The organism is Caballeronia sp. AZ10_KS36 (assembly GCF_023631105.1).
Classification (GTDB): Bacteria; Pseudomonadota; Gammaproteobacteria; order Burkholderiales; family Burkholderiaceae; genus Caballeronia.
In genome coordinates, this window is the sequence record NZ_JALQDQ010000025.1 from 1 (window position 1) to 19,126 (window position 19,126).

At 66.4% G+C, this 19,126-nt stretch carries 10 protein-coding genes; 7 read left to right on the forward strand and 3 right to left on the reverse strand.

The genetic code is table 11. The features are described 5' to 3' along the window. Positions 1-192 precede the first annotated feature (192 nt). From uvrA to NCR35_RS15410, 3 genes are read left to right on the forward strand one after another with little or no spacing between them, the layout of a single operon-like run. Positions 193-6,003 (forward strand): excinuclease ABC subunit UvrA, encoded by a 5,811-nt coding sequence (uvrA, locus tag NCR35_RS15400; RefSeq protein ID WP_250535027.1) that lies wholly within the window; start codon positions 193-195, stop codon positions 6,001-6,003. Next, positions 6,003-6,407, forward strand: coding sequence for an ACT domain-containing protein (locus tag NCR35_RS15405; RefSeq protein WP_250535028.1), 405 nt, complete (start codon positions 6,003-6,005; stop codon positions 6,405-6,407). Before uvrA ends, NCR35_RS15405 begins: the two co-directional genes overlap by 1 nt. 39 nt (positions 6,408-6,446) lie before the next feature. Then, positions 6,447-7,727, forward strand: a complete 1,281-nt coding sequence (locus NCR35_RS15410) for a DUF445 domain-containing protein (protein WP_250535029.1) — start codon at positions 6,447-6,449, stop codon at positions 7,725-7,727. A gap of 2 nt (positions 7,728-7,729) precedes the next feature. Here the strand turns inward: NCR35_RS15410 and NCR35_RS15415 are convergent, their stop codons facing one another. Continuing rightward, complete coding sequence (locus tag NCR35_RS15415) at positions 7,730-8,926, reverse strand: hypothetical protein (protein ID WP_250535030.1); 1,197 nt, start codon at positions 8,924-8,926, stop codon at positions 7,730-7,732. Between the two features lie 630 nt (positions 8,927-9,556). Here NCR35_RS15415 and NCR35_RS15420 point away from each other — a divergent pair. From NCR35_RS15420 to NCR35_RS15435, 4 genes are all read left to right on the forward strand, one after another. Further along, on the forward strand, positions 9,557-10,033 hold the full coding sequence (locus NCR35_RS15420; RefSeq protein WP_250535032.1) for a nuclear transport factor 2 family protein: 477 nt from the start codon (positions 9,557-9,559) through the stop codon (positions 10,031-10,033). Beyond that, on the forward strand, positions 10,030-11,943 hold the full coding sequence (locus NCR35_RS15425) for an amylo-alpha-1,6-glucosidase (protein ID WP_250535033.1): 1,914 nt from the start codon (positions 10,030-10,032) through the stop codon (positions 11,941-11,943). The genes NCR35_RS15420 and NCR35_RS15425 overlap by 4 nt, the downstream gene beginning before the upstream one ends. Positions 11,944-12,031: 88 nt before the next feature. Continuing rightward, positions 12,032-14,767 (forward strand): MGH1-like glycoside hydrolase domain-containing protein, encoded by a 2,736-nt coding sequence (locus NCR35_RS15430; protein WP_250535034.1) that lies wholly within the window; start codon positions 12,032-12,034, stop codon positions 14,765-14,767. 125 nt (positions 14,768-14,892) lie between these two features. Continuing rightward, complete coding sequence (locus NCR35_RS15435) at positions 14,893-15,333, forward strand: hypothetical protein (protein ID WP_250535035.1); 441 nt, start codon at positions 14,893-14,895, stop codon at positions 15,331-15,333. Positions 15,334-15,342: 9 nt separating this feature from the next. Here the strand turns inward: NCR35_RS15435 and NCR35_RS15440 are convergent, their stop codons facing one another. Next, a complete protein-coding gene (locus NCR35_RS15440) occupies positions 15,343-16,479 on the reverse strand; it encodes a TAXI family TRAP transporter solute-binding subunit (protein ID WP_250535037.1) in 1,137 nt (378 codons plus the stop codon). A 123-nt stretch (positions 16,480-16,602) separates the two neighbouring features. Further along, positions 16,603-18,597: a zinc ribbon domain-containing protein gene (locus tag NCR35_RS15445; RefSeq protein ID WP_250535039.1), complete on the reverse strand. Its 1,995-nt coding sequence runs from the start codon at positions 18,595-18,597 to the stop codon at positions 16,603-16,605. Positions 18,598-19,126 lie beyond the last annotated feature (529 nt).

Consider the following 19,126-nt stretch of genomic DNA (forward strand, 5'->3'; position numbering starts at 1 on the left):
GATTTGTGTGTTGTGTTTGGGGGGTTGTTTTTTTTATGTTGATTGTGGGTGTTTTAGTGTTGGGGGTTTTTGGGGTGGTTTTTTTTTTGTTTTTAAGGGCGGGGGGGGGGCGGCCGCCGCCCCCCCCCGGACAATCGCGCGGCGCCGCCCACGGCCTCACAGGCCGTCCATCACATTGAACCGGTTGAAAAATTGGCATCGAACAACGCAATCCGCATTCGCGGCGCCCGTCAACATAACCTCAAGAATCTCGATATCGACTTGCACACCGGCCAGATGACGGTGGTGACCGGCCCGTCTGGTTCGGGCAAGTCGAGCCTCGTCTTCGACACGCTCTACGCCGAAGGCCAGCGCCGGTACGTCGAAACGTTCAGCGCGTACGCACGCCAGTTCCTCGACCGCATGGACCGCCCGCAGGTCGATCGCGTGGACGGCGTGCCGCCCGCCATCGCCATCGACCAGACGAACCCGGTGCGCAGTTCGCGCTCGACCGTCGGCACGATGACCGAGCTCAACGATCACCTGAAGCTCTTCTACGCGCGCGCCGCCGAGCTCTTCGACAGGAAGACCGCGCATCGCGTGCGGCACGACACGCCCGAGACCATCTACGCGGAACTGCTGGAGCGCACGCGCGACGCCGATCCGCGGCTCGCGGTGACATTTCCCGTCGAACTGCCCGACACGACGAGCGACGACGAAGTCGCGCAGTGGCTTTCCGCGAGCGGCTACACGCGCGTGCAGGCGAAGCGCCACGTTGAGACGGAAGCGGGCGCGCGGCAAGTGCTCGATGTGGTCGCGGACCGGTTTCGCCTGCAAGGCACGGAGCGCTCGCGGGCGCTGGAGGCCATCGAAGGCGCGCTCTTGCGCGGCAGCGGTCGCGTGAACGTGTATGTGCTGAAGGACGAAGCCGAACCCGATATCTGGCGCTTCTCGACCGGCCTGCATAGCCCGGAAAGCGACTTGCGTTATGCCGATCCGCAGCCGGCGCTCTTCTCGTTCAACTCGGCGTATGGCGCGTGCGAGACGTGTCGCGGTTTCGGCCGCGTGATCGGCGTGGATTACGGCCTCGTCATTCCGGACGAGAAAAAGACGCTGCGCGAAGGCGCGATCAAGACGCTGCAAACGCCCGCGTGGAAAGAGAATCAGGACGACCTCGTGCGCTACGGCGCGAAGGCGGGCATCCGGCTCGGCGTGCCGTGGAGCGATCTGACGCAGAAAGAGCGCGACTGGGTCATCCACGGATCGCCGGACTGGACCGGCAAGTGGGGCAGCCAGTGGTACGGCGTGCAGCGTTTCTTCGACTATCTGGAGTCGAAGGCGTACAAGATGCACATTCGCGTGCTGCTGTCCAAGTACCGCAGCTATACGACGTGCCCCGCCTGCGCGGGCGCGCGGCTCAAGACCGAATCGCTCTTGTGGCGCCTCGGCACCAAGGAACAGGCCGACGCGGTGCTCGCCCCCGCGGACCGCTTCTTGCCGAACGGCGTCGACTGGACGCGCGATCAACTCGAAGCGTTGCCGGGCCTGACCGTGCACGACCTCATGCTGATGCCGATCGAGCGCATCCGCCGCTTCTTCGATTCGCTCACGCTGCCGTCCACGCTGCTGGACGAAGCGCTCAAGCTGCTGCACGCCGAAGTGCGCACGCGCCTCAAGTATCTATGCGACGTCGGCCTCGGCTATCTGACGCTGGACCGGCAAAGCCGCACGCTCTCGGGCGGCGAAGTGCAGCGCATCAACCTGACGACCGCGCTCGGCACGTCGCTCGTGAACACGCTGTTCGTGCTGGACGAGCCGAGCATCGGACTGCATCCACGCGATCTAAACCGAATCGTCGAGGCCATGCACCGTCTGCGCGATGCGGGCAATACGCTCGTCGTCGTCGAACATGATCCTTCGGTGATGCTCGCGGCGGATCGCCTGATCGACATGGGACCGGGGCCGGGCGAGCGCGGCGGGCAGATCGTCTATGACGGCACGCCCGACGATATCCAATCGAGCGACACGCTCACCGGCGCGTATCTCGGCGGCCGCAAGCACGTCGCGCACGCGTCGAACTGGACGCGCCGCGCGGTGGATGCGAACTCGCCGCGTCTCGTCCTCGAAGGTGCGAGCGATCACAACTTGCGGGACGTGACGGTCGAGATTCCGCTGGAGCGCCTCGTCTGCGTGACGGGCGTCTCCGGCTCGGGCAAATCGACGCTGATTCAGGATGTGCTCGCGCCCGCGCTCATGCGTCACTTCGGCAAGGCGACCGAAGCGCCCGGCGCGTTTCGCGCGCTGAAGGGCGCGGATCAACTGAGCGACGTGGTGTTCGTGGATCAATCGCCGATCGGCCGCACGGCGCGCTCGAATCCGGCGAGTTATGTCGGCGCGTTCGACGAAATCCGCAAGCTGTTCGCGAAAGCGCCGCTCGCGGCGCAGCGCGGCTACGGCGCGAGCATGTTCAGCTTCAACTCGGGCGACGGCCGCTGCCCGACGTGCGGCGGCTCGGGCTTCGAGCACGTCGAGATGCAGTTCCTCTCCGACGTCTACCTGCGCTGTCCCGATTGCGACGGCCGGCGTTATCGCGCGGAAATTCTGGACGTGAAGATCGAGCGCGGCGGGCGCGAACTCAGCGTCGCGGACGTGCTCGAACTGACCGTGAGCGAAGCCGTCGAGTGCTTCGCGAACGACGCGGACGTGCTGCGCGTGCTACAGCCTATCGTCGATGTCGGCCTCGAATACGTGAAGCTCGGTCAGCCGGTGCCGACGCTCTCGGGCGGCGAAGCGCAGCGCCTGAAGCTCGCCGGCTTTCTCGCGGAAACCGCGTCGCCGAATCAGAAAGCGCGGCTTTTCATGTTCGACGAGCCGACCACGGGCCTGCACTTCGACGACATCGCCAAACTGATGCAGGCATTGCGCCGCCTGCTTGAGCGCGGCCATTCGCTGATCGTCATCGAGCACAATCTCGACGTGATTCGCGCGGCGGACTGGATTATCGATCTCGGTCCGGAAGGCGGCGACGGCGGCGGGCAAGTGGTGTGCGTCGGCACGCCGGATGACGTCGCGGCGTGCGAGCAGTCGCACACGGGCCGCGCGCTCCTCGACTACGAAGAAGCCATGACGCCCGGCGCGGCGGAAAAGCGCGCGGGCGTGCCGCTGCAACTCGCGGCGGAAGTGGCGAGCGCGCGGCGCGCATTGCAGGGCGAGGATGTCGTGCGCATCGTCAATGCGCGCGAGCACAACCTGAAGTCGCTCGATGTCGATATCCCGCACAACAAGTTCAACGTGGTGACGGGCGTGTCCGGCTCGGGCAAGTCCACGCTCGCGTTCGATATTCTGTTCCACGAAGGACAGCGGCGTTATCTCGAATCGCTGAACGCGTATGCGCGCTCCATCGTGCAGCCGGCGGGCCGCCCGGAAGTCGATGCGGTCTATGGCATTCCGCCGACGGTTGCCATCGAGCAGCGGCTGTCGCGCGGCGGGCGCAAGAGCACGGTCGCGACGACTTCGGAAGTCTGGCACTTCCTGCGCCTTCTGTACGTGAAGCTCGGCATTCAACATTGCATTCACGACGGCACGCCGGTTCAGGCGCAAAGCTCCGAGCAGATCGCCGCGCAGATTTTGCGCGACTTCAAGGGCCAGCATGTGGGCCTGCTCGCGCCGCTCGTCGTGAACCGCAAGGGCGTCTATACCGATCTTGCGAAGTGGGCGAAAGCGCGCGGCAATACGCATCTGCGGGTGGACGGCGACTTCCTTCCGGTCGATCCGTGGCCGAAGCTCGACCGCTTCCGCGAACACACCATCGAACTGCCGGTCGCGGATCTCGTCGTATCGGCGGAAAACGAAGCGGACCTGCGGCGTCTGCTCGACGAGACGCTGGAAATCGGCAAGGGCGTCATGCATCTGTGCGCGCCGCTCGACGAACTGCACGGCGCGCTCTCCAGCGGCAAGCGGCGCGGCAAGGAAGAAAGCATCGTGTTTTCGACCAAGCGCGCGTGTCCGGTCTGCGGCACGAGCTACCCGGAACTCGACCCGCGCATGTTCTCGTACAACAGCAAGCATGGCTGGTGCAATACGTGCGTCGGCACGGGCGTCAAGCTGACGCGCGAGCAGCGCGCCGCGTTCGACGATACCGTGTTCGCGCAGGATGATCGCGGCCGCGAGCAGAGCATCGGCTCGGTGGACCAGGAACCGGACGATATCGTCGATCAGCCGTGCGCGGACTGCGAAGGCACGCGCCTGAACGAGGTCGCGCGTGCGGTGACGTTCGGCAATTATCCGATCACCGAAGTCGGGCGCTGGACCGTGACGGACACGCGCGAGTGGATCGCGACGCTGAAGCTGACGGGCCGCGACGCGGACATCGCCCGCGACGTGGTCAGCGAAATCGAAGGACGCCTTCAGTTTCTGGAGGAAGTCGGGCTGGGTTATCTGAGTCTCGACCGCGCCGCGCCGACGCTTTCGGGCGGCGAAGCGCAGCGCATTCGTCTCGCGGCGCAACTCGGCAGCAACCTGCAAGGCGTGTGCTATGTGCTGGATGAACCGACCATCGGCCTGCATCCGCGCGACAACCTGATTCTGCTGAGCGCGCTCAAGAAGCTGAACGACAAGGGCAACACGCTCGTCGTCGTGGAGCACGACGAAGACACGATTAGGCGTGCCGATCACATCATCGATATCGGGCCGGGCGCGGGCAAGCGCGGCGGCACGGTGGTCGCGCAGGGCAGCGTGACGGATCTCGCGGCGCACAAGGCTTCGCTGACCGGACAGATGCTGGCAAACCCGATCGTCCATCCGCTGCAGCCGCGCCGCGAAGTGCGCGCGGCCGTCGGCAAGCGGCCGGCCGTGCCGGAGCTTTGGCTCACGGTCCAAAACGCGACGCTGCACAACCTGCGCAACGTGACCGCGAGCGTGCCGCTGAACCGGCTCGTCGCGATCACGGGCGTATCCGGCTCGGGCAAATCGACGCTTGCCCGCGACGTGCTCATGACGAACCTGCTCGATGCCGTCGGCCGCTCGGTGCTGTCGTCGCCGGCGGTGCGGCGCGCGCGCAAGGCGGCGCAGGCCGACGCCTCGGCCGCGAAATCGCGCGCCAGCGTGCTCGCCCGCGAAACGCCGCGCCCGAAGTTCGATGTGGTCCACGCATGGCAGGGCTGCTCGGGCGTCACCGGTTTCGAAGCGATCGACCGCGTGCTCGAAGTCGATCAGACGCCCATCGGCAAGACACCGCGTTCGTGCCCGGCGACCTACATCGGCATGTGGGACACCATCCGCAAGCTCTTTGCGGACACGCTCGAAGCGCGGGCGCGCGGCTATACGCCGTCGCGCTTCTCGTTCAACACGGGCAACGGGCGCTGCCCCGCGTGCGAAGGGCAAGGCGTGCGCACCATCGCGATGAACTTCCTGCCGGACGTCAAGGTTCCGTGCGACGTCTGCCACGGCCAGCGCTTCAATCCCGAGACGCTCGCGGTGACGTGGCGCGGCAAGAACATCGGCGAAGTGCTGACCATGGAGATCGACGAGGCCGTCGAGTTCTTCTCGTCGATGCCGAGCATCGCACATCCGCTGCAACTGATGAAGGACGTGGGGCTCGGTTATCTGACGCTGGGCCAGCCGTCGCCAACGCTATCGGGCGGCGAGGCGCAGCGCATCAAGCTCGTCACCGAGCTGTCGAAGGTGCGCGACGACATCACGCGGCGCGGCCAGAAGCCGCCGCATACGCTGTATGTGCTGGACGAACCGACCGTCGGCCTGCACATGGCGGACGTCGCGAAGCTAATTCGCGTGCTGCACCGGCTCGTGGACGGCGGGCATAGCGTGATCGTGATCGAGCACGATCTCGACGTGATCGCGGAAGCCGACTGGGTGCTCGATCTCGGGCCGGAAGGCGGCGTGAACGGCGGGACCATCGTCGCGGCGGCGGACCCGGACACGCTCGCGAGTCATCCGCGCAGCCACACCGGCACGGCGCTGCGGCCGGTGCTCGGCAGAACGCGGCCCGCCGAGGATGCCGCCTGATGACGCCGGCGCCGGTCTCCGATCTGCGGACGCTCCTGGCGTCCATGCAGCCCGAGCTTCAGCCCGGCGTCTATGTGTTCGCGTCGCTGCCACATGACGCCGCGCCGGGCGGCGCGGGCATCGTCGCGACGTTTCGAGAGCGCGAAGGCATGACGGTCGTCATGGAAGAAGGCGCGGCTATGGCCGCTGGCATCACGCCGCTCTTTCGCGCGGCCTGGATCACGCTGAATGTGCACTCGGATCTGAACGCGGTTGGGCTGACCGCCGCGTTCGCTCGCGCGCTCGGTGACGCAGGCATCAGCTGCAATGTGATGGCGGCCGCATATCACGATCACATTTTCGTGCCGTTGGAAGCAGCCGGCCGCGCCATGGACGCGCTCTTGAAGTTGCAGCAAGGGCGTTGATATGCTTGCGCGCTTCCACACTTCTATACCGACAAGCAGATGGAAACGCAGGATAAAGCCGTAGCACTGAAAAGGATGAAGTGGTTCGCCGCCGCGTTGCTCGTCGGCGCGGGCTTGCTGTTCGCCATCGCGAAGAGCCAGCACGATGCGGGCGCCTGGGCGTGGGTGTCCGCGTTCGCGGAAGCCGCGATGGTGGGCGCGCTCGCGGACTGGTTCGCCGTCGTCGCGCTGTTTCGCCATCCGCTCGGCGTGCCGGTGCCGCACACGGCCATCCTGCCCGCGAACAAGGCGCGCGTGGCCGACAACCTCGCCGTGTTCGTGCGCGACCGCTTTCTCGGCACGGATGCGCTCGTTGCCCGCGTCGATGCGTTCGATCCGGCAAGCCGGCTGTCGGTGTGGCTCGCGGAGCCGAAGAACGCGGAGCTGCTCGGCAATCGCGCGGTCGGAGCGGTCGGTCAGTTGCTGGCCTTCATCGACGACACGCGCATCAAGTCCATGCTCCACGACGCGATTCGCCGCCGCGCCGAGGCCTTCGATTTGTCCGCCGCCGCGGGCAACCTGCTTTCGACGCTCACCGCCGACCGGCGCCATCAACTGCTGCTCGACGAGGGCCTCAAGCAAATGGCGGCGTGGCTCGACAAGCCCGAGGTGCAGGAGATGCTCGCGACGCGCATCGTCGCGGTGGCGGGCGAGGAGTATCCGAAGCTCATCGGCATGCTGGGTTTTGTCGGGCTGGACGCCGGCGACCTCGGCAACAAGTTCGCGGCGGGCCTCGTGCGCGGCGCGAACCAGTGGCTGCACGACGTGACGAGCGACCCGGAGCACGAACGCCGGAAAGCCTTCGATGCCGCAGTGGAGCGCTTCGTCGAGCGCCTCAAGTCCGATCCCGCGTTCAAGGCGCGCATCGACGAACACAAGCGCGAATGGCTCGATCGTCCGGAATTGCGCGGCTACGTGGACGGCCTGTGGGACGAGTTCACCGCATGGCTCGCTGCGGACCTGAAGCGGCCCGATTCCGCGCTGCACGCGAAGGTCGTGGCCGTCGCCGCGAGTTTCGCGCAGGCGCTCGGCGGCGATCCGCTTCTGCGCGATTCGATCAACGAGCATATGCGCGATGCGCTCAAGGCCCTCGCGCCGGAGCTGCGGGAAGGCATTGCGAAGCACATCGCCGCGACCGTCAAGCAATGGGACGACGCCACGCTGGTGCGCGACGTCGAGCTGAACATCGGACGCGACCTCCAGTTCATTCGCGTGAACGGCACGCTCGTGGGCGGCGCGGTCGGGCTGCTCATTCACGCGGTCACGGCGTTCGCTCTCTGACGCTAGCTGCGCGCGACGGTCAGGCTTCCCGCGTTCAACAGCGACTCAACGGTTTCGCTGCCCTCGGTGCCGCTCACCGTCACGGTGAGCCCGCCCGTCAGCGCGAGCGCGAGCAGCGGGCCGCGTCCCGGCTGGCCTCGCGCGAACGAGGGCACGGCCCATTCGTCGCCGTCCGGCGTCTCTAGCACGTAGCGCGTGTCCGGACCGAGCGCGTCGGAATCGATCATGCGGACGATGCTGCCGGTCTGGGTCTTCGGAAAGCGCGTGGTCTGACAATGAAACGTCGGGCTGCCCCGATGCGGCAGTCCGACCGACGCGCCCGTGATGTTCGAATTCGCGTCGGCCGTGACGCTCACCGGCAGGTGCAGCGCCAGCGCCGTCATCAGCATTTGATGGCGGCTCCCATGCTTGGCCGTGTTCATCTGCGCGCAGTAGTGCGCGCCGTCCGATGCGCGCAACACGTAGCGGATGGGGCCGAGCGTGTCCGAGTCGATGATGCGCGCGAGCGTCCCGGTCTGCATGCCCGTCAGCTTCTGGCCGAACAGGACCATGGAAGGCGCGGGCTCGGACGACAGCGCGCCTACCGCGATGCCCGTGATGGCGTGCTCCTCGTTGCCGCTGACCGTCACGGGCAAGCCCGCGCGCAATGCCAGCACGGCGAGGTGGTGCCGGTTCGCGTGCTCCTGCCGGTCGATTCGGGCGTGATAGCGCGTGGCCTCCGGCGTCTTGACGATGACGCTCAGCGTCTCGTCCGCTTCCTTGTCGATGATCTCGTCGATGATGCCGGAACGCGGCGTCGTCGAAATGAAGCCCGGCGCGCAGTTGAAGTTCGGCCCGAAAGCCCTCGATCCCACGGAAACCGCAGTGAGATAGTAGTCGGCGTCGCCGGCGACGGTCACGGGCAGCTTGGCCCTGAACGCGGCCATCAGCAGGGCGCTGCGGTAGCCGTGCTCGTGCGGGCACATCTGCACGCAATGGTGCGATCCGTCCGGGCTCCGGATGATGTACGCCATGCTGCCGAGCAGATTGGCGTCTTCGACCTGTACAACCGCGCCGGTGCGCACGTCCTCCAGCAGGCGCCAGGTGTAGCCGAGCCCGGGAAGCGGGACGACGTTCGGCACCGTCGCGGCGAGGTCGGTGATATGGTGCGTGGCATCCGCGCGAACCGTGACCGTAAGCCCTAATTCGAGCGCGGCCATGAGTATCGCATTTCGAAGCGGATGCTCCCGATAATCGAGTTGCGCGCAATACTGCGATCCGTCTTCGGTCTTTAGAACGTAAATGATGATATCCGGCGAGTGCGGATGTATTGCGCGGCTGATAATGCCGGTGCGTAAGTCCGTCAGAAAATAATCTGCGGACGCCAATGAAAGCGTGTTGACTCGAGGCCTTATTCTCATGGTGCGCGGCGTGCGACCTTTAGGCGGGCGCGGGCTATTGAAAGTGATGGCAATGGCGGATCGTGCGAGCACGAAAGCCGCCGCAGAGTTAAGTGACGGCCTAACTATCGGGATTAGAATGACCGTTCTAGAAATCTAAGTTAAGAAAAAGTCGACGTCAATTAATATCTGGTTTTTTTAGAAGCGAACTCATTAAGAGTTTTCTAATCCGCATTAAGACCGTCTTAAAATAATGCGCTGAAACCGGTTTCCGGTTAATCGAAACGTCGTCTGTTTAATAAACGTGTGTCGTTCTCCGGCCGATTATCTAAACAGATGAAACGCGTGCGAAACGCGGCGATAACGCGCAAATCGGGCGGCACGCTGCAATCCGGCCGCAGTCGCGCGAGAATGCCAACTTCCGCGCGGCGATTCTCTGCCAGGAGCCACATGCCGAACACGAACGTCGAACTCATCGAACGCTTTTACCGCGCGTTTCAGCGCGCCGACGCCGACGCCATGGCGGCCTGCTATGCGTCCGACATCCGCTTCGAAGATCCGGCGTTCGGGCTGCTGCATGGCCGCGAAGTCGGCGACATGTGGCGCATGCTGCTCGGCCGCGCCGCCGACTTCACGCTGAGTTTCAACGGCATTAGCACGCTCGGACAGACCGCGAGCGCGAACGCCGTCGCGCGCTACACGTACTCCGCGACAGGCCGCGCCGTGGTCAACGAGATTGCGACGAAGTCCGCCATCCGCGACGGCCTGATCGCCGAGCAGACCGATGCCTTCGACCTCTGGCGCTGGAGCCGTCAGGCGCTGGGCGTCTCAGGCTGGCTGTTCGGCTGGACGCCGCGCATGCAGAGCGCCATCCGCACGAAGGCGCGACGCGCGCTCACCGACTACCGCAAACGGGCGGCGGCATGACGGCGATCGACTCGACGCGGCTGGAAGACGAATGGCTCGAAGCGGACGCGCACGGCGGCTTCGCGTCCGGCACGGTGGGAACCATGCGAACTCGCCGTTATCAGGCGCTGTTGCTTGCCGCGACGCAGCCGCCTGCGGGGCGCATGGTGCTCGTGAACGGCATCGAGGCGTGGGTCGAGATCGGCGGCGACGCCTTCCCGTTGACCATGCAGCACTACGCGCCCGATGTGCTGTACCCGGACGCCTCGGCGAGCCTCGTTTCCTTCGATACATCGCCGTGGCCGACCTGGCGCTATCGCGTCGGCAATGCGGAAACGGTCGTGGCCGAGTTGTTCGTCGCGAAGGAGAGCGGCGAGACCGTGCTGCGCTGGCGCCTCGACGCCGATGCGCCCCCGCCGTCCGCGACGCTGTATGTACGCCCGCTACTGTCGGGGCGCGACTATCACGCGCTGCATCGCGAGAACCCGGCGTTTTGTTTCGACGCCACGACGGACGGCGAGCGCGTCCATTGGCGGCCGTATGCCGATCTGCCGGCCATCGGCGCGACGGCGAACGGCGCGTATCGGCACGCGCCCGACTGGTATCGCAATTTCTGCTATGCCCGAGAGCGCGAGCGCGGGCTCGATTTCATCGAAGATCTGGCGACGCCCGGCGTCTTCACGTTCGATCTGAACGCCCGCGAAGCCGTGATGGTCCTGCACGCCGATACTGGCGGCAACGTGCCGCGCGAAGCGGATGCGCTCGCGCACGCGTCGCGGCTCGCGGCGCGCGAGTCCGAGCGCCGCGCGGCGTTCACATCGCGCCTCGCCCGTTCCGCCGATGCGTATGTCGTCAACCGGAAGCAGGGGCGAACCATCATCGCGGGGTTTCCGTGGTTCACCGACTGGGGCCGCGATACCTTCATCTCGATGCGCGGCTTGCTGATCGCGAGCGGCCGTCACGCGGACGCCGAATCGATCCTGCTCGAATGGACCGACGCGCTCTCCGAAGGCATGCTGCCGAACCGCTTCCCCGACAGCGGCGGCCAGCCGGAGTACAACTCGGTGGATGCGTCGTTGTGGTTCGTGGTCGCCGTCCACGACTATCTGGCGACCGGCCATGCGCTCGCGGCCACGGCGAGTCGGCTGCAACGCGCGGTCGAAACGATCCTCGAAGGCTATGCGGGCGGCACGCGCTATCGAATCGGCGCCGACGAGGACGGCCTCTTGCGCGCGGGCGTGCCGGGCGTGCAACTCACGTGGATGGATGCGAAAGCCGGCGACTGGGTGGTGACGCCGCGCATCGGCAAGCCGGTCGAGGTTCAGGCGCTCTGGATCAATGCGCTCGCTATCGCGTCGGCATGGAACTCGCGCTGGCAGACGCTGTGCGCGCGCGCCCGGCAAAGTTTCGCGGCGCGCTTCGTCGATCCGGACACCCACGCGCTCTACGATGTCGTCGATGCCGACCACGAGCCGGGCAAGATCGACGGCTCCATTCGCCCGAATCAGATATTCGCGGTCGGCGGCCTGCCGTTTCCGCTCGTCGAGGGCGATATCGCCCGCGCGGTGGTCGATCAGGTCGAAGCGCATCTGCTGACGCCGCTCGGCCTGCGAACGCTCGCGCCGTCCGACCCGGCGTATCGTCCGCATTACGCAGGCGGCGTGCTGGAGCGCGACGGCGCCTATCATCAGGGCACCGTCTGGCCGTGGCTCATGGGGCCGTTCGTCGAGGCGTGGCTGCGCGTGCGCGGCGCGGCGGGCGTGCGCGAGCGCTTCCTCGCGCCGCTCTACGCGCATCTGGACCATTACGGGCTGGATCACGTGAGCGAGGTCGCTGACGGCGACGCGCCGCACGCGCCGGGCGGCGCGCCGTTTCAGGCGTGGTCGCTCGCGGAACTGCTGCGCATCGAGACGCTGCTCGGCGGGGCGTGAAGGCCGTCGAATGTGCGTCCTGTCGTGAAAACGCGCTAAATTAGCCGTTTCCCGCAAGCTGCACCGAAGGCCGCAACAGGAGACGCCCATGGCGAAGACGCGCACCGTCAATCAGATCGACACCGTGGAAGGCTCGCGGCTGCATTCGAGCGACTGCCCGCGCTGGCAGCGTTGGGGGCCTTATCTGAGCGAGCGCCAGTGGGGCACCGTGCGCGAGGACTACAGCGAGTTCGGGACCGCGTGGGAGTACTTTCCGCACGATCACGCGCGCAGCCGGGCGTATCGCTGGGGTGAGGACGGCATCGCGGGCTTCGGCGACGACAAGCTCAACTGGTGCGTCTCGCTCGCGCTCTGGAACGGACGCGATCCGATTCTGAAGGAGCGCCTCTTCGGCCTCACGAATCAGCAAGGCAATCACGGCGAGGACGTGAAGGAGCTGTACTTCTATCTCGACGGCACGCCGACGCATTCCTATATGCGCATGCTGTACAAGTATCCGCATGCGGCGTTTCCGTATGCCGATCTCGTCGATGAAAACGGGCGGCGCGGCGCGGACGTGCCCGAGTACGAAGTGCTCGATACCGGCGTGTTCGACGACGAGCGTTACTTCGACGTGCAGGTGGAATACGCGAAGCACACGCCCGACGATATCGTGATGCGCGTGACCGTCGAAAACCGCGCGGCCTATCCCGCCACGCTCGACGTGCTGCCGCAGATCTGGGCGCGCAACACGTGGTCGTGGAAGCCGACGCCCGCGAAACCGTCGCTGAAGTTGCGAACGGAGCGCGGCGTCGCGCAGGTCGCAGCCGACCATCACGGTCACGAGCCGATGATCGTCACGGCGTGGTCGCCGGACACGGACGGCATCGAGTGGCTTTTCTGCGAGAACGAGACCAACGTGCGGCGTCTGTTCGGCATGGAAGGCGCGGGCCCGTTCAAGGACGGCTTCAACGACTATGTCGTCGCGGGCGATGAAGACGCCGTTCGCCGCGATGCCGGCACGCGCGCCGCCGCCCGGGCGCATCTCACGCTCGACGCGCACGCGACGGCCACGGTGTTTCTGCGCTGGCGTCCCGAATCCGCGCCCGACACGGTCCCGCTCGATGCCGATGCGCTCTTCGCGCGCCGTATCGCGGAGGCCGACGAGTTCTACGGCGCGTTGCAGCATGACATTCCGGGCGCGGATCAGCGGCTCGTGCAGCGGCAGGCGCTCGCGGGCATGCTGTGGTCGAAGCAGTACTACCAGTTCGACGTCACGCGCTGGCTCGACGGCGATCCGCTTCAGCCGAAGCCGCCGAAACAGCGGCGCACGGGGCGCAACGCGGACTGGCGGCATCTGTGCAACGCGGACATCGTGTCGATGCCGGACAAGTGGGAATACCCGTGGTACGCGTCGTGGGACCTCGCGTTTCATGCGGCGGCGTTCGCGCTCATCGACCCGGCGTTCGCGAAGCGGCAGTTGCTGTTGCTCGTGAAGGACCGCTATCAGCATCCGAACGGCCAGTTGCCGGCCTACGAATGGGCGTTCAGCGACGCCAATCCGCCCGTGCATGCGTGGGCGACGTGGCGCGTGTACGAGATCGACCGCGCGATTACCGGCAAGGGCGATCGCGATTTCCTGGAGCTCGTGTTCCACAAGCTGCTGCTCAACTTCTCGTGGTGGGTGAACCGCAAGGACGCGGACGGCCGCAACATCTTTCAGGGCGGGTTTCTCGGGCTGGATAACGTCGGCATCTTCGATCGTTCCGCGCCGCTGCCGACGGGCGGTCATATCGATCAGGCCGACGGCACCGCGTGGATGGCCGCGTATGCGCTCGACCTCATGCGCATCGCGCTGGAACTCGCGTATGCGAATCCGGTGTTCGTGGATATCGCGGTGAAGTTCTTCGAGCACTTCCTGTATATCGCCGAAGCCGTCAGTTGCGAGGACGGCTGCGACACGGGCCTGTGGGACAGCGAGGACGAGTTCTTCTACGACAAGCTGCGCCTGCCGGACGGCTCGAGCGTGCCGATGCGCGTGCGGTCGATCGTCGGGCTGATTCCGCTTTTCGCCGTGCATGTGCTGGAGCCGAGCGTGTATCGCGCGTTGCCGGAGTTGCGCGAGCGCCTGCACTGGTTCCTCGAACATCGGCTGGATTTGTCGCGGCTCGTCTCGCGCTGGAATATCGCGGGTCAGGGCAATAGCGTGCTGCTGTCGCTCTTGCGCGGGCATCGCATGAAGGCGCTTTTGAAGCGCATGCTGGACGAGTCCGAGTTTCTGTCCGACCACGGCGTGCGGGCGCTGTCGCGCGTGCATCGCGACAATCCGTTCGTCTTCTATCACAACGGCGAGAGCTTCTGCGTGCAGTATCAGCCGGCGGAATCGACCTCGCGCGTGTTCGGCGGCAACTCGAACTGGCGCGGGCCCGTGTGGATGCCGGTGAACTATCTGCTGATCGAATCCATTCTCGAATTCCACCGCTATTACGGCGACGATTTTCGCGTGGAGTATCCGACAGGCTCGGGACAGACGTTCTCGCTCGCCGAAATCGCCGACGAACTCGCGCGCCGCGTGACCAGGCTGTTCCTGCTCGACAAGAACGGCGAGCGACCCGTGATGGCGGCGTATCCGCTGTTGCAAGCCGATCCGCGCTCGCGCGATCTCGTGCTCTTTCACGAGTACTTTCACGGCGACAACGGGCGCGGCGTCGGCGCGTCGCATCAGACGGGCTGGACGGGGCTCGTCGCGTTGCTGTTGCAGCCGCGCGCATTGGGTCCATCGGGCGTGGTTCCGCTCGCGGGCGAAGCCGATGCCGACGTGCAGGAATTCGCCGGCGCAAAGTAGCCAGTTAGCAGACAGTTTTCCGTGCGCAATGCCGTGGCGGCGCTGTTCGGAGAAGTCTTATATCGCTGTTCTCTGCATCTGCGTAACTTTTACGGACGCGAATCCGCGGTGCATGGAGAACGAAGATGAACCGATCAGCAATTGCTTACGACACGAGACAGGCTGCGGCCGGACGCGCCCCGCGGCTCGTTTGCCGCACGGAGCACGAGGAAAGTCCGCCGTTCGCGTGGGTCATGCTGGTCTTCTTCGCGGCGATGTGCGGCGGCGTATGTGTGACGTGCGCGTTCGACAGCATGGCGGCCGGCTGGATAGCGGGCGTCGGCATCCTCGCGGCGCTCGGCGGCGCCGTCGACCACTGGTTCGCGGGCGCGGCGGCGCTGGAACGCCGCTTGGAAGCGCGTTCGCGGGCGCGTCATCGCGCGCTTCACAAATCGGCGTGCAAAGGCGGCCTCGCGGCGCAGCCCCGCTACCGCTTCGACGCGACGACACGGGATTGGACTTCGCTCTCGGCTTATCGCAGATATCCGCCGCTTCAGTCCGCTTTCATGCCGTCGCTTAGAGGCTAGCGCCGCCCGTTACTGGTCGCAGAGCAGCAGCAGCTTTTCCTGAGCGGTGCAGGAGGACTTCTTCTTTTGCGCGGCGGCGTCCGTGCCGCGCGCCGACACGGTCTGCGCCGAGCCCTGCGACTGCGCGAGGGCCGCGCGCTTGGCGATGCACGCGCGCAAGTGTTTCTCCATCGGCGGATAGTATTTCCAGCCGCGCGTGAGCGGCGGCAATTCGAGGTGGACCTGCTTCCACTTCGGATGCCCGCTCTCCTGCAGCGTATCGAAATTGGCGCAGAGCGAATCTGCGAACTTCGACAGCGCGCCGACCGTGCCGCGCAGACCGTAGTCATACGTGACGAGGAACGCCTTCACGGTCAACGTCGGCGTGTCTTCCTGAATCCAGTTCGGGTAGCTCGTCGTGCGGATGGTCGCCGGGAAATACGTCTGCTTCGCGCGAGCCGTTTCAGGCGCGGACGGGTCGAGGCGCAGCAGCTTGATCTGCTGGAGCAACTCGGGGTTCATGTCCTGAAAGAGCTTGGCGGGCTGGCCGGCGACGATCACCGCGACGTCGATCTTGCGCACGATGAGCTTGGCGAGCGCGTCTTCGTTGTTGTAGTGCTGCTCGTTGGCGTCGGGGATCGGCTCGCCGAACATCAGCCGGTACAGCGTTTCCGCCGACTGCGCCGTGCCGCTGCCGATCGGCCCGACGCTGATGTTCTTGCCCTTGATCTCGTTGATGTTCTTGAGCGGCGAATCCGAACGCACGACGAAATAAATTTCCTCGTCGTACAGCGGCATGATGAGCCGCAGCGGCTGGATGATGCGGCCGGCCTCGGCGTTGCCGGAATTCGCCATGTCCAGGTAAGCCTGATACACGTCCGACTGCACCAGCGCGAACTTCACGCCGGGCTCGTAGCGCATGCGCTGGACGTTTTCCGCCGATCCTTTCGACGGCAGCACTTCGAGGTCCATGCCGGCGGGCTCGGCCACATACTTCGACAAATCCTGCCCGATCTGAATATACGTGCCGCGTTCCTGCCCGGTCGTGATCTTGTATGGCACGGGATCGGCCGCGTAGCCGGCTTGCGCGGCGCAGGCGAGTCCGACGAAAGCGCAGAGGGCGAACGCCCTCCGCGCGGCATTCCGCATGAATTGGCTGGAGACCATGATTGACCCTTGAGTCGAGTTGGACGGGTTCTTTGAAAGTCACGCGACGCGCGGGCGTCGCGTGATACGGGTGATGCGGTAATGCCGGTGATGCAATAGCGCGGAGGCGATGCGGGAAACCGGTCAGCGCGCGGGCGCGGGCCGTCCGTTGCCGCTGCTCCAGCCGTACTGTTTGATGGCGCGCTCGACGTCGTCGGTCTTGTCGGCGTCCATGCGCGCCGTCACGCTCGATGCCCCGAAGGATGTTCCCGCGCGTGCGGGGCTGCTGACGGTTGTCGTCGGCAGCGTGCTCGCGGTGGCGGTCGCGGCGGTCGCGGTGGCGACAGCCGGACGCTCGATGCTGGCGGGCCGGACGGCCTGCGAGCCGGACGGCAATATGTGCGCGGCTTGTGGCTGGATCGCGGCAGCCTGCGGCAGAAGCGGCGGCACTGACGACTGCCCGCCCGAAGGCGTCGCGCGCTGGGTCGGCGCGGCAGCCGGCGCGGGCGATGGCGACGGCGCGGGCGCGGGCCGCGCTGCCGGCGCGACATACATGCCGTTCGGCGCGGCGGGGGCGACATACATGTCGCCCTGCACGCTGCTCGGCGCGACATACATGCCGTTGCTGTTCGGCGGGCTCGTCGCGACGTACATGCCGTTACCGGAATCCTGAGCCTGCGTCGGCGCGGCCGTCGACGGCTTGGCCGCAGCCGCAGGCGGAGCAGCAGGCGCGGCGGCGACAGGCTCGGTGGCTGCGGGCGTCGCAGGCTTGGCTTGCGCCGCGACACTGGCCGACGGCGGGAGAATCGTGGCCGCGACCATCGCGTTCGTCGCGGCTTGGGCACGGGCGATCTTTTCGGCGCGCGACGTGTATTCGGCGGCGCGGGCGTCGTCGAGCGCGGCCTGCCGGGCGGCGGCAGCAGCGGCAGCCGCCGCCGCGTTCGCGTTCGCGCTGCGTTGTCCGTTGCGCTTCTCGGGCGCGGGCTTCGCGGCCAGCACGTCGGTCTTGTCCGCCTGCGGAGCCGATGCAACGTTTGCCTGTGCAGCAACGGCTGCGGGCGGCGTCGCGGCCGCGGCGGGCGCCGGCGTGACACTGCCCGCAACGGCGGTGCCGCTATTCGGGTCGCCGACCGCACTGCCGGCCGAACTGCCTTTCTTTGCGCCCTGCGGCGTCGCGACGAGCCAGCCGGCATGCGTGATCACGCGCTCCAGCATGGCTTGCGACTCGGCGTTGCCGCCATCGAGCGCGAGCGCCTCGGCGGCATTCTGCTGCACGCACGCCCACGCGGACGTGCGTTCGCAGGCGCGCGCGAGTTGCAGCGCCGCGTCGCGTTGCTGCTCGCGTTTGACGAGTTCGTCGTTCAGCGCGTCGAACTCGGGCCGCGCCTGCTCGCGAGCCGCCAGCGCCTTCATCCGGGCGCGCGCCAGCGTCAGATCGTGCTGGTTCAGCGCCGCGCGCGTGCCTTGCAGCGGATCGCCGGGAGCGAGCGTGAGCGCGCCTGTTCTCGCGGCGCCGGGAGACTGCTGCGCGGGCGCGTCGGCGGAAGGGCTGGCGTCGGTCGAATCGGATGCATCGGTTGCGCCGCGCCCGAACGGGCCGAGTTTCGCGTCGATGGCACCCGACGCGCTCAGTTCCCCTGACGCCGCGCGGTCGTCCGCGCCGTATCGCATATAGGCGACGCCGGCCGCCACGAGCGCCAGCGCGCACGCGCCGGCGATGAGCGTCTTGCTCCCGTTCCATCTGCCGGTGCCGGGCAGGGCGTCCGGATCGTTGCTCGGATCGGCGTAAGCGTTGCGCGCCGATTGCTCGACGCGCTTTGCCCGGTGCTCGGCGGCCTTCTGCGCGATGCGTTCGCTCGCGCGCTTCGGGTCCCAGCCGCCGGGCCAGGCGGAATGCATGCCGGGCTCGCCATCGTCGACGGGCGTCGAAGCCGACGCCGATACGAACGGCGGATTCGAGATCTGTTGCTCGAACATGTTGGTGCGCGGGCGTGCCGCGCCGCCGCGTTTGCGGCCGAAAGCCGCGCTGCGATCGGCGCCGCAGTTCGGGCAGCTGTCGGCGTTTTTGCGCACGGTGCTGCCGCAGCGTTGGCAGACGACGGAGAACATGGATGCGGGAAACGTCAAACGCGTGGTCATGCTGAAGCCCTCGAAGGACATGTGCGATAACGTGGCCGCCGTGCGCCCGGCTCGTATGAACGCCGGGGCGTCCGGGCGGCAGCAATCCTTCGTATTGTTTCCTCTTCCGGTCGGGCTAGCCGGCGGAAGACGAAATTCGAATATGGCGTCAACCCTCGACGCACGTCAATTGCGTTTCGCACCTACTACTTCGGGCCGCCCGACGGCGGCGGCTGCGCGGTGGCTCCGTGCTGCGTGTCGTCTCGCGCCTGCCGGTGAAACGGCGGCGCATGGCCCTCGTCGGATGCGAATGCGCAATGGATGCAGCCGCGACACCGTTCCGGTGCGCGCAGCGCCACGCTTCGCTACTCTCATCAGGATATTCTGGGCGCGGGGCGGCGGTGGTGAGACGCCATTCTTTAGCCGATAACCGACAATGGCCGGCGGCCGCTCGCTAAGCCGCTGATGCGAAAGGGCGTTCCGTTGCGCGCGCGGTGTTGTTTTTCCACCGCCTCGGGCGCGGCCTATGCTAGGCACGGGCAATGCGAAG

What these genes read in the sequence shown, in the direction of transcription:
- NCR35_RS15430 (WP_250535034.1), top strand. Translation starts at nt 12,032, where the DNA reads ATGGCGAAGACGCGCACCGTCAATCAGATCGACACCGTGGAAGGCTCG.
- NCR35_RS15435 (WP_250535035.1), top strand. Translation starts at nt 14,893, where the DNA reads ATGAACCGATCAGCAATTGCTTACGACACGAGACAGGCTGCGGCCGGA.
- NCR35_RS15425 (WP_250535033.1), top strand. Translation starts at nt 10,030, where the DNA reads ATGACGGCGATCGACTCGACGCGGCTGGAAGACGAATGGCTCGAAGCG.
- NCR35_RS15445 (WP_250535039.1), bottom strand. Translation starts at nt 18,597, where the DNA reads ATGACCACGCGTTTGACGTTTCCCGCATCCATGTTCTCCGTCGTCTGC.
- NCR35_RS15440 (WP_250535037.1), bottom strand. Translation starts at nt 16,479, where the DNA reads ATGGTCTCCAGCCAATTCATGCGGAATGCCGCGCGGAGGGCGTTCGCC.
- NCR35_RS15410 (WP_250535029.1), top strand. Translation starts at nt 6,447, where the DNA reads ATGGAAACGCAGGATAAAGCCGTAGCACTGAAAAGGATGAAGTGGTTC.
- NCR35_RS15405 (WP_250535028.1), top strand. Translation starts at nt 6,003, where the DNA reads ATGACGCCGGCGCCGGTCTCCGATCTGCGGACGCTCCTGGCGTCCATG.
- NCR35_RS15415 (WP_250535030.1), bottom strand. Translation starts at nt 8,926, where the DNA reads ATGGCCGCGCTCGAATTAGGGCTTACGGTCACGGTTCGCGCGGATGCC.
- NCR35_RS15420 (WP_250535032.1), top strand. Translation starts at nt 9,557, where the DNA reads ATGCCGAACACGAACGTCGAACTCATCGAACGCTTTTACCGCGCGTTT.